The sequence below is a fragment of the Paenibacillus sp. genome (genome assembly GCF_048976745.1).
In the GTDB taxonomy this organism is placed as follows: domain Bacteria; phylum Bacillota; class Bacilli; order Paenibacillales; family Paenibacillaceae; genus Paenibacillus.
Window position 1 is genome coordinate 250448 of the sequence record NZ_JBHGUU010000024.1, and the last position, 12099, is coordinate 262546.

Consider the following 12099-nt stretch of genomic DNA (forward strand, 5'->3'; position numbering starts at 1 on the left):
CCTTTACGTTGAGACCGATGCTGATAATTGTTCATCGCTGCTCGGCCATCTATAATATCCTACCCTTTCATTGTAAAAACAGTATCACTTTCATGTTAACGGAATGTAAAAAGACATCCTAAACCTTCATGATCTGCTTGATGATCAATCTGATTCCTGATGCCTGCCTTTTGGACTGCGTGATATATTACTCGCTATCCGAAACCATCTCATCCAGTTTCGTACGAATGTGCTCTGCGACTTCTCCAGCTTTCCCGCCTTCCATGGCAATCTCCTCTGCTATCCGGGACAGATCTCTCACCGCACGGTTCAGTTGTCGGAACGTTGCTCCCCCTGCGGTGACATGCACCGAACTGTCGTCAATCTCCACTCCACTTGCCTTAACCAGTTCAACTGTCTGAAGGGTCAATCCACCAATATTATCCAGCAATGAAGACATGTTGCCCGCAACTTCACGGGTCTGTTTCGCGAGCGCGCGAATCTCGCCTGCAACAATCTGAAAACCTCGTCCATATTCACCGGCATGAGCTGCTTCAATGGAAGCATTCAGGGCAAGGAGCCCACTCTGATCTGCCAGGGATCGAATGGAATGTGCCATACCTGAGCCTCTTTTGATCGAATGCAGCATGTGATCCGCATGTTGTCCTTGACTCTCCATATGCAGATGTACCCGGTTATATGAAGCATCGACGTGTTGCAAACTCTCTTCACCCTGCGTGGACAATGCCATGATCTCACGGGCCTCATGAACGGTCTGATTCGCTGCATGCACCAGCTTGGTGACTGCATCATTGATTCTCGATATCTCCTGCCTGCTCTCGGATACCGTACGTACCCGTTCTGCCGCCGAAGCTTGTTGCAATCTGCGGGAGAGGGACATCACATCACGCATCGTCAGTACACCGAGCAGTCTTCCCTGTTCCGTAACGAGCAGACAATCATAGAAATGTTGTTCATTCCGTCCAAGTGCAATATCAATAATCGATGTGGCTTCCATATGAATATCTGCAATAACCGGAGATGTATTCACGACTTGGATGACTGGCTTACGGTAGAACAGATCTGCGGCAAAACGGCCATTTAACATCCGGTATAACGTCTCTCGCATTAACAATCCAGTAGGTTTCATCTGCTCATCACATAATACGATGCAAGGGTGCTCCTGATCCTGATTCATCATCATCGCAGCTTCTCCACAGGTCGTATGGACCCCGGCGACAGGAACCTGACGGTAATAGTCTTGCAAACGGATTACAGGTTCTTCAGCAACCATCGATACTTCACTCTGCTTCATTTCGGATGTTATTAATTCTTCACTATGTAAAACAACATGAGGCTGGTCGGGTTTCACTTCGAGCAACATGGGCATAAATGCGCAATCTCCTTTACGTATTAGCTCCGTCTTGAGATAGATTATGTAGGTATAAAGTATCACCCAGATAAGTCCATGCTACTCCCTCTACGTAAAGGAAAATCCTCCTTTATGTTAAACGAACGTAAAATAAAACTCCCCGATCATTGCTAACTTGAATGATGGGGAGTTTTTCTTTTGACAACCAATTTATAACCTACACCACGAATGGAATCAATGTGAACCGATTCCGGGTCCAGCTCCAGCTTTTTACGTAATGAGCTGACGTGTACGTCCACCGTTCGTTGACCTCCGATATAATCAAAGCCCCACACAGCGTTCATCAGATCATCTCTTGTTAGTACCACACCCGGTTTTTTGGCCAAATATAGCAGAACTTCGAACTCTTTCGGACGAAGACTGATGGATTGTCCACCCAGTGTCACTTCATATTTCAGAGGATAAATCTCCAGCTCTCCCAAAATAATTCGTGAACCATCCTTATCCTCAGGCTGTGGTAAGTCTTCACCATTGGAATAACGTCTTAATACTGCATCCACTCGGGCTAATAACTCAGATACACCAAAGGGTTTGGTAATATAATCATCGGCACCCGATTTCAGTCCCTGTACAACTTCGGCTTCACCGTTCTTGGCTGTCAGAATGATAACAGGTGTACTTACACCCTGTATTCTTAACTTGTTCAGAATGTCCAGACCATTCATGCCCGGAAGCATCAGATCCAGCAAAATGAGATCAAATTCCTGGGACAAGGCCCGATCATATCCTGCAGATCCGTGATCCTCTGCCGTAACGTCGTAACCTTCCTGTGTCAGGTTATACGTGAGTAATCTTGATAATGTAGGTTCATCTTCAATAACTAGCAAACGCTGTGCCATGATACCCCTTCTCTCTTCATAGGTTGTCTTGTTGCCACAACACTTTTTATATCATAGCACTATTTTGTTAACGTGGTGTAAAACAATACAACCTTTTTACATTTTGATACCAGACGCCTACATCTCTTCATCCTGAATGAATGGAAGGATAACCCGGAACGTTGTCCCCATCCCCAGTTCACTCTCTACAGACAATTTCCCATGATGCAATTCCACCAGATGTTTAACGATGGAAAGTCCAAGGCCCGTGCCGCCTGAATTACGGGATCTGCCTTTATCCACGCGATAGAACCGTTCGAAGATTCGCGGCAAATCTTTTTTCGGTATGCCAATGCCTGTATCGGACACCGCAAAGACCACTTCATCATCGTTATCCATCGTCACCTGTAACTTCACTCGTCCACCATCCGGGGTATAGTTGATACCGTTGGATAACAGATTGATGAATATCTGCTTCATCTTGTCCTCATCCGCTTCAATGTACAGTTCCTCCGGAACATGCATTTCCAGACGAATCTGCTTTTTCTCCGCCACCTTGGACAAGGTGCCCAGCACCATTTCGAAGAAAGAGTACACATGAACAGGTGAGCATTGCAGCGGCGCACGTTTGGATTCAATTTTGGATAACTCCAGAATATCTCCAATTAATCGGTTAAGTCGATCTCCTTCATCATAGATGATTTTCAGGAATGAACGCTCCGTCTCCTTATCCTGTACCCCGCCACTGAGTAACGTTTCGGCAAACCCCTTGACCGCAGCAACAGGTGTCTTGAGTTCATGAGAGACATTTGCGACAAACTCACTGCGCATCGACTCCAATCGGCGAATTGCCGACACATCCTGCAACAGGAACAACATGCCCCGATACCCGCCATCATCTTCGGTCATGGGTACTCCATCAATACGGATGAGTTTTTCCTCCGGGTTGAACACACTCACTTCTTCATGCATCCGATCCTTCAGTGCAACACTTTCTTCGATGGTACGTGTTAATTCGTAATGTCTTTTCAGTTCAGTATACGGCTTACCCGTAACTTTTTCTGCCTCAATACCAAGCATACGCTCCGCTTCCCGATTGACCAGTGCAATGGATTGCCCTGCGTCAATCATGACAATGCCTCCGGTCATATTCGCGAGCACACTCTGTAGCAATGCTTCATTGTCCCGAATCGTCTTCAGCTGGGACTGCAAACTGTCTGCCATTCCATTTATCGCAAGCCCCAGCTGTCCGATCTCATCTCTGCGCGTGACATCCACTCTCGCATCGTATTCCAGCTTGGTGATCCGATGAGCCACTTTGGTAATATGCTCAATCGGGGAGGTTAATCCGCGTGCAACCCGATAACTGACAAACGCGACAATTAAGAACAGCAGGCCAAGTGCAGCAAACATAATCATCCAACCACGCTGTAACCCCTGATCAACCGCATGCAGACTCATCGAAAGGCGGATGTAGCCATCAAATTTGCCGCTGGGCATTTCAATCATGTCACTTTGATCCGAATTGACAGGTAGCGCGACATACAGCATGTCCTGTCCCAGTGTTTCACTGTATCGTATGGACTGCCCGTATCCATCCCCGACCGCACCCAAGATTTCTTCCCGGTTCAAGTGATTATCCATCGCTGCCGGATTACTCTCGGAATCTCCAATGACCGTGCCGTCTTTGTTGATGAAGGTTACTCGGGAATCCGTCAGACGATCCAGTTCCAGCGCCCGATCTGAATAATACTTTCGTGTGGCTTCCGAGGTTGGGTCACTTGCATCATGGAACGGAAAAGTGGCTTTGAGCAAATTAATCTCGCGCACCATCGTTTGCTCCAATGCCGTTATATGCGTAGTTTTAAACACTCTGCCCATCGTATATCCAGCTACAATGACGGATACACCGATCAGCACCATCATAATGATGGCAAGGCGAATTCGGAACGGTCTCATCTATCTCTTCCTTTATGTCAGATTAACATCTAATGACTTGCCCTACATTGAATCCAGTTCAATTCGGTCCCCACGAGTGCCCGGATTGGAAATAACGAGAAACTCCACTTCTTCGTTGCTGCGATTCATCATCTGATGCGGCATTGCGGGTGCAATCTCTATTCCTTCATGGGTTTCCAGCACAAACGTTTCTCCATTTAGTTCCATACATGCTTCACCACTGAGGATGAAAAAAAACTGACGGCTTACCGAATGGTAATGTCGTATTTCAGCCGTTCCTGCAGGCATTCGCTCATGAATGATGCTTAATTTATCGTTTTGAACAAGATGCCAGCCATCGCACTGTCCACCCCATATATAATGCGCTGCATTCTGTTTGCTCATTTTCATATGACTTGTCCCTCCGAGTATAATTTGCTCGATCTATCATATCACAGATTAGGGAGCTTCCAGTCAGACATGGCTAATAATAAATTATCATAGTTCTATCAACAGAGATGCCGACTTTTGTAAACAGGTGCTAAACCGCATCTTGGACTTACACATTCCCTTTATATCAAAAAGGCGCACCGCTCAGCCATGCTGAAAGCGATACGCCTCTCTATATAATCAATCCTATCCCAAATCTAAACCTTCTTTAACATTTATCCGTTCACCACTTCGCCGCCATTCACATGCATCACCTGACCACTCACATATGAGGAATCATCTGAAGCAAGATATACGTAGGCTGGAGCCAGTTCATCCGGTTGCCCCGGCCGCTTCATCGGTTGTGTTGCACCAAACTCGCTTACCTTTTTCTCATCAAAAGTGGATGGAATGAGCGGTGTCCAGATCGGCCCTGGTGCAACAGCATTGACACGAATTCCCTTCTCAATTACATTCATCGATAAAGAACGAGTGAACGAAGTGATGGCTCCTTTGGTAGATGAATAGTCAAGCAGGGTCGGGCTGCCACGATAGGCTGTGATCGATGTTGTGTTAATAATTGTACTGCCTTTCTTCAGATGTGGCAGGGCTGCCTGCGTCACATAGAACATGCCAAAGATATTGGTACGGAATGTTCGCTCCAGTTGTTCTGGCGTAATATCCTCCAGATTCTGCTGCGGGTGCTGTTCTGCAGCATTATTCACGACAATGTCCAGTTTGCCCAGTTCATCCACGGTCTGCTGAACCGACTTCTTGGCAAAAGCATCATCCCCAATATCCCCGGCAATCAGGATGCATTTGCGTCCTTCCTGTTCGACCTGACGCTTCGTTTCCTTGGCATCTTCATGCTCGTTCAGATATACAATGGCAACATCCGCGCCTTCCTTGGCATACGTAACGGCAACAGCACGTCCAATTCCGCTATCTCCCCCTGTAATGAGCGCCACCTTACCCGTCAGTTTACCTGCTGCCTTATATTCAGGCTTCTCAAACTCCGGTCTGGGATGCATCTCCGATTCAATACCGGGGCGTTGATCCTGGTGCTGTGCTGGCATTGTTTTTTGATTTTGTTGTGTATTGGTTGACATCTAACATTCTCCTCTCAAAATGTGAACATGTTTGGATTACAGAAGACATGGGCTCTAACTGTAAACACTTCCTTGTCTTTCGTTCTCTGAAAAAAGTCTCATTCTGTAGGATGGCATGAACAGTTCAGATTATTCTTCTGTGGTGAACAACAACTTACACCGCAGTGTGCTGTCTCTAATGGTTATTTACCACTCTCTTTGGATATCAAACAACCTGTTTGCTTCAATGCTTGTTTTGCCCCAATTCGAAAATTATTCGAAATTGGACTGTTTCAGGACACAAAGTGTATTCCTATGCTGCTTGGGCTGATGTACAATGTACAGTATACAGATGTGCTTAAATTATCATTTTATTCGTTTAATCATCCTAACCTAACATGGAGACCTGTCAATGGAATCGCATATTAATTCATATATAACACTCGTAGCCACTTCAGCCGTGCTGAATGTCTTTTTGTGTTTATATACCTATTTCAGAAGATCCGAGATCCCCAGCTCCAAAATATTCATTTTCTACACAGCAGCACTCTCCATATACACGTTTGGTTATGCAATTGAGCTGGCCAGCAACACGCTGGAGCAGATGAAGTTTTGGACCACCGTAGAGTATATCGGCATGCCCTTCTCCGCATCGCTTGGCCTCATGTTGATGATCAAGTACACAGGGAGAACGTTATCCAAAAAGATAACTGCCGCATTGTTTGTAATCCCTTCCATCACTTTAGTTATGGTTGCAACCAATGACTTTCATCATCTTTTTTATAAAAAAGTATGGTTGAGAGAAGATAGTCCCGTTCCTCTGATGGATATCGCTGTGGGGCAATGGTATGTTGTACACGGTGCATTTACGTTCTCCTGTCTGTTATGTGCCTGCCTCATTCTAATTGCACAATGGAGACACACCAAGAAGATGTATCGTCGTCAATTGCTTACACTGATTACTTCACAGATTATCCCTATGGTCGCCGCTTTTCTGTATTTGCTTGGTTTGACTCCTGGCGGGATGGACCCCGTCCCCGTACTTATGTGTATCACCTCTGCCATGTATATTTGGGCCATTCTATCCTCTCGTCTCCTGACCATCGTACCCATCGCCAAAGACAGTATTTTCGAGAGCATGCGTGAAGGTGTTATTGTACTGGATAGTTCCAACCGACTCGTTGATTACAACAGATCTCTGCGTGACATGTTGCCAGAGCTTAATACAACCATGGTTGGCCAACTCTTGGATGACATCTGGCTTAATCTTTCTGGAGAGACGTTTCCCGTCGATTACCACAAGGAAGGTTTGCAGACCGATCTATACTGGCAGTTAAATGGAGAGACCGTATGTTATCAGGTCAGGACATCTTACGTGTATAACAAGGATGCACAGATTGTAGGCAGTCTGATTATGCTAATTGATATAACGGAACAACGCTTCTTGCAAGAACAGCTGAAACAACTGGCTTACTTCGATGGTCTGACCAAAATCTATAATCGCACTCAATTTTTGCACAAGGGTCGGGAAATGTTGAGTGAAGCTCATCTTAATCTGCGACCTGTCTCATTTATTTTATTTGATATTGATTACTTTAAACGCATCAACGATACCTACGGACATGATGTTGGCGATCAGGCCATTATTCATGTTGTCTCTGTATGTAATCGATATTTAAGCCCTGAGATGTTGTTCGCCCGTTATGGAGGAGAAGAGTTTGTCATCGCTCTTCCGAATACATCGCTTCAAGAAGCTGAGAAACTTGCCGAGCAAATGAGAGTTGCCTTGTTGAATGACCCCCTGGATGTTAAGGGAGTCCCTATTACGTTAACCTCAAGCTTTGGTATTGCCCAGTACAATGGAGGAATAGATTCTCTGGAGTCCTTGTTACGAGACGCTGATACTGCCTTGTACGAATCCAAGCGTAATGGTCGAAATGCAGTGCGTGCATATACGGTGAGTACAACCTAACCAATGCAGCCCGTGTCTGATGGAACATGGATGATAATATGTATGGTAGTGATCCCTATAGTTCCAGTTCAAATAAACCGAGGGCTGCTGATTTCATCTTGGCAATAACAAAAATAGACAGCCAATGAGGCTGTCTATTTTTCATTTGTTACAATGTAACACCATCTTACATATCATTCGGGCTTGTCCTAATTACGTCTGCAAACGCTTAACCAACCACTACCAATACATCTTTGTAGGATGGATTAACCGTACTTAACAGACTTAGATCACCTGATTATTCACCATCAGATACACCATGATTAGCAAGAATACCGCCAGAAGTGTACTGAACATACGAATTTTGCTTTGCTCAGGACCCACATCACGCTTGTTTTTCACACCTTCTGCAGCGAGTCGCAGCGGTTTGCCCATAATTCCTCCAATAGCCGCAATAGCCAAGAGTAGAACAACAACGACAGCCATCCAGACATGAGAATACTCACCTTTTGTCATCAGGTAACCACCAGTAAGAAGTTGGATTACAAGTCCATACTGTGCAACTTTGTTCAAAGAACGAAGCGACGCAAATGCACCCTCTTGTGCTGCAGCATTCAAGGTACGGATCTTACCGACCACGAATGGCAGAATCAAATAAAATCCCATCGCCAGTGCTCCAACAATATGGAGCAGATACATAATCATTGTCAAAATTTTCATCCTCCTCAACATTTTCGGTGTGCTATACATCACATTCCATTATACTGGGGAACTTATCCAAAGAAAAGAAAACCTCCGGGTTTACCGGAGGTTTTCTTTTAGCTTCTGTTCAAAAAGTTTTCAAACTTACAGATTTACTACTGAAATGACGTTGCGAACCGAATTAGCAGATTTATCCAATCCTGCTTTTTCTTCTGCTGTCAGTTCAAGTTCAAAAATTTTCTCAATGCCGTTACCACCCAGAATGGTTGGTACACCGAGGAACAGATCATGATAACCATATTCACCTTCAAGATAAGCGATCACTGGAATGATACGTTTCTTGTCCTTCAAAATCGCTTCCGTCATCTGAACAAGTGAAGCCGCCGGTGCGTAATATGCACTGCCGTTACCGAGCAGATTCACAATCTCACCACCGCCAACACGTGTACGCTGAACAATGGACTCGATCCGGTCAGCCGGAATCAGGGTATCAATTGGAATGCCCCCCACGCTCGAATAACGAACGAGAGGCACCATATCGTCTCCGTGACCACCAAGAACGAATCCACGAACATCTTCAACAGATACGTTCAACTCTTGTGCAATGAAGGTACAATAACGCGCTGTATCAAGAACACCTGACTGACCAATAACACGGTTTTTAGGAAAACCAAGGGTCTGATAAGCAGCATAAGTCATCGCATCCACCGGGTTGCTTAGAATAATGACGATGGAATCAGGGCAATATTTTTTCACATTTTCACAAACGGACTTCACGATACCCGCATTCGTATTGACCAGATCGTCGCGGCTCATCCCGGGTTTACGGGCGATACCAGCGGTGATGATTACAATCTCAGAACCTGCAGTATCTTCGTAGTTGGAAGTACCGACGATATGACTGTCAAATCCTTGAACAGGACTTGCTTCCATCATATCGAGTGCTTTCCCCTTCGTCGGGTTCTCCAGTTGAGGAATATCAACCAGCACAACATCCCCGAGTTCTTTTTGGGCAAGCATTAATGCGGTCGTAGCACCGGTAAACCCGGCGCCGACTACTGTGATTTTTTTGCGCTGAATAGTCAAGATTCACATCTCCCCTTACAGGTTTTTAATGATTTGATCCGCGAATTCAGAACATTTCACTTCAGTAGCGCCGTCCATCAGACGTGCAAAGTCATACGTTACTGTTTTATTGTTAATGGATGTTTCCATACCTTTGTAGATCAGGTTAGCTGCTTCTTGCCATCCCAAGTGCTCAAGCAACATTACTCCGGACAGGATAACAGAACCAGGGTTCACGACATCTTTATCCGCGTATTTAGGTGCAGTACCGTGAGTTGCTTCGAAGATGGCATGTCCTGTTACATAGTTGATGTTTGCTCCAGGAGCGATACCAATTCCGCCCACTTGCGCTGCAAGTGCATCGGATAGATAGTCCCCGTTCAGGTTCAATGTTGCGATAACATCAAATTCGCCTGGACGAGTCAGTACTTGTTGCAGAGCGATATCGGCAATCGCATCTTTTACGATGATTTTACCAGCATCTTCAGCGGCTTTTTGTGCTGCATTCGCTGCATCTGTACCTTCGTTATCTTTGATGATATCATATTGTGCCCAAGTGAATACTTTGTCAGCGAACTCTTCTTCAGCCACTTCGTATCCCCAGTTTTTGAAGGCACCTTCAGTAAATTTCATGATATTACCTTTGTGTACCAAGGTAACACTCTTACGGTTATGATCAATTGCGTATTGAATTGCTGCACGTACCAAACGTTTCGAACCTTCGGAAGAAACTGGTTTGATACCAATACCGGAAGTTTCAGGGAAACGAATTTTGTTAGCGCCCATCTCCTGTTGCAGGAACTGGATCACTTTTTTCACTTCTTCAGAACCTTCAGCATACTCGATTCCTGCATAGATATCTTCCGTATTCTCACGGAAAATGACCATGTCTACCAGCTCAGGACGTTTAACTGGAGAAGGTACGCCGTCGAAATAACGAACAGGACGCAAACAAGTGTACAGGTCAAGCTCTTGGCGCAGGGCTACGTTCAGGGAACGGATACCACCACCGATTGGTGTAGTCAATGGTCCTTTGATCGCTACGATATACTCACGAATGGCTTCCAGTGTATCATTCGGCAACCACTCACCGTATGTATCGAATGCTTTTTGTCCAGCAAACACTTCATACCATGCGATTTTTTTGTTGCCATCATAAGCTTTTTCAACAGCTGCATCCAATACACGTTTGGAAGCTTTCCAGATATCACGGCCTGTACCGTCACCTTCGATAAATGGAATGATCGGATTACTAGGTACTTGAAGTGTACCGTTATCAATTTGAATTTTTTCGCCTTCAGTTGGGTGAGCAAATTTTTCTAATTTCATAGTTAAAATTCCTCCTAAGTTTCGTATATGCAGTATTCATCATACCACTAGTCTTGTTGAGAGAAGGGTCCTGAGAGCTTAAGCTAGTAACGCCCCTGCTTTCCAACCCTTCACCTCGTCCATATTATTATACTGTTTTTGCGGCTATTAGCGAAGTTCAATAGAAACGTATTTCTGTTCTGTAGGGCCAGTGTACTCCGCACGTGGACGAATGATGCGATTATCCGCAAGTTGTTCCAGAATATGCGCAGTCCATCCAGACACCCGGCTGATGGCAAAGATCGGAGTAAACAGTTCCTGTTCGATCTCCAGTTGGGTATATACAGAAGCAGAATAGAAGTCTACGTTAGGCTTCAGTCCTTTTTGTCCTGTTACCAGTTCCTCGATCTTCACAGACATTTCATACAAGCGCGTATCATTGTTCATCTCGCCAAGTTCCTTGGACATCTTCTGTAAATGTTTGGCGCGTGGATCACCGTTTTTGTATACGCGATGTCCAAAGCCCATGATCTTTTCACGGTTGTTCAGTTTTTCCTGAATAGCCGCTTCCAAACGATCAGGCGTGCCAATCTCATTCAACATTTTCATAACGGCTTCATTAGCACCGCCATGCAGTGGCCCCTTCAGGGCGCCAATAGCGGAAGTTACACCGGAATAGATATCCGACAGCGTAGCAACCGTTACACGGGCTGCAAATGTCGAAGCGTTTAACTCGTGATCCGCATGCAGGACAAGCGCTTGGTCCAATGCTTTCACTGCAGTCTCGGATGGTTCTTCACCAGTCATCATATATAAAAAGTTCTCTGCGATGGAAGCGCCTTCTTTTGGAGCCACAGGTTCTTTGCCCTGACGGATACGGGCGATGGCTGCCACAATCGTTGGCAACTGGGCTTGCAACTTAACCGCTTTGTTCTCATTCGCTTCCGTTGTCATCTCATCCGCTTGCTCATCGTACAATGCAAGTGCAGAAACAGCGGAACGAAGTGCTGCCATGGTGCTGACGTTTTTCGGATACAATTGGATTTGTGCAATCAACTCGCTCGGAATCGGCGCGTAATCGCTCAGGCTTTTGCGAAGGGATTTCAATTCATCTGTTGTTGGCAATTTACCAAACCACAACAAATAGGCAACTTCTTCAAAGCTAGCATGTTCAGCCAAATCGTCGATATCGTAACCACGGTATGTGAGCACACCGTCTACAATAGAACTGATCGAAGAGGTTGTTGCAACGATGCCTTCCAGACCTTTGGTAGCTGTCATATTACATCTCTCCTTTAATAAGCGAAATCAGGAACCATTCCAGAGTGCCATATAAGTGCCAAAGTGCACCTATCCTCTTTTTGTAAACATTTTCATTTTAAAATTAAC

General features: G+C 45.3%; 10 protein-coding genes. 1 reads left to right on the forward strand and 9 read right to left on the reverse strand.

Translation table 11 applies throughout. The features are described 5' to 3' along the window. Nucleotides 1–187: 187 nt before the first annotated feature. The 5 genes from ACE3K2_RS27025 to ACE3K2_RS27045 form a co-directional block, all read right to left on the reverse strand. Nucleotides 188–1369, reverse strand: coding sequence for a methyl-accepting chemotaxis protein (locus ACE3K2_RS27025; protein ID WP_421897401.1), 1182 nt, complete (start codon nucleotides 1367–1369; stop codon nucleotides 188–190). 152 nt (nucleotides 1370–1521) lie between these two features. Next, on the reverse strand, nucleotides 1522–2250 hold the full coding sequence (locus tag ACE3K2_RS27030; RefSeq protein WP_253433078.1) for a response regulator transcription factor: 729 nt from the start codon (nucleotides 2248–2250) through the stop codon (nucleotides 1522–1524). Nucleotides 2251–2367: 117 nt separating this feature from the next. After that, a complete protein-coding gene (gene pnpS, locus ACE3K2_RS27035; RefSeq protein WP_421897404.1) occupies nucleotides 2368–4188 on the reverse strand; it encodes a two-component system histidine kinase PnpS in 1821 nt (606 codons plus the stop codon). A gap of 42 nt (nucleotides 4189–4230) precedes the next feature. After that, a complete protein-coding gene (locus ACE3K2_RS27040; RefSeq protein WP_421897407.1) occupies nucleotides 4231–4578 on the reverse strand; it encodes a cupin domain-containing protein in 348 nt (115 codons plus the stop codon). Nucleotides 4579–4832: 254 nt separating this feature from the next. Continuing rightward, complete coding sequence (locus tag ACE3K2_RS27045; RefSeq protein ID WP_421897410.1) at nucleotides 4833–5705, reverse strand: SDR family oxidoreductase; 873 nt, start codon at nucleotides 5703–5705, stop codon at nucleotides 4833–4835. Nucleotides 5706–6096: 391 nt separating this feature from the next. Between ACE3K2_RS27045 and ACE3K2_RS27050 the strand changes: the two genes are divergently transcribed. Further along, on the forward strand, nucleotides 6097–7656 hold the full coding sequence (locus tag ACE3K2_RS27050; protein ID WP_421897413.1) for a histidine kinase N-terminal 7TM domain-containing protein: 1560 nt from the start codon (nucleotides 6097–6099) through the stop codon (nucleotides 7654–7656). 264 nt (nucleotides 7657–7920) lie between these two features. Here the strand turns inward: ACE3K2_RS27050 and ACE3K2_RS27055 are convergent, their stop codons facing one another. The 4 genes from ACE3K2_RS27055 to citZ form a co-directional block, all read right to left on the reverse strand. Continuing rightward, complete coding sequence (locus tag ACE3K2_RS27055) at nucleotides 7921–8346, reverse strand: hypothetical protein (RefSeq protein ID WP_017689485.1); 426 nt, start codon at nucleotides 8344–8346, stop codon at nucleotides 7921–7923. 135 nt (nucleotides 8347–8481) lie between these two features. After that, entirely contained in the window at nucleotides 8482–9423 is a 942-nt protein-coding gene (gene mdh, locus ACE3K2_RS27060) for a malate dehydrogenase (RefSeq protein ID WP_421897417.1), read from the reverse strand. Nucleotides 9424–9438: 15 nt separating this feature from the next. Further along, nucleotides 9439–10731, reverse strand: a complete 1293-nt coding sequence (icd, locus tag ACE3K2_RS27065) for an NADP-dependent isocitrate dehydrogenase (protein ID WP_076330335.1) — start codon at nucleotides 10729–10731, stop codon at nucleotides 9439–9441. A gap of 147 nt (nucleotides 10732–10878) precedes the next feature. Continuing rightward, nucleotides 10879–11991 (reverse strand): citrate synthase, encoded by a 1113-nt coding sequence (gene citZ / locus ACE3K2_RS27070; protein WP_421897421.1) that lies wholly within the window; start codon nucleotides 11989–11991, stop codon nucleotides 10879–10881. Between the last annotated feature and the right edge of the window lie 108 nt (nucleotides 11992–12099).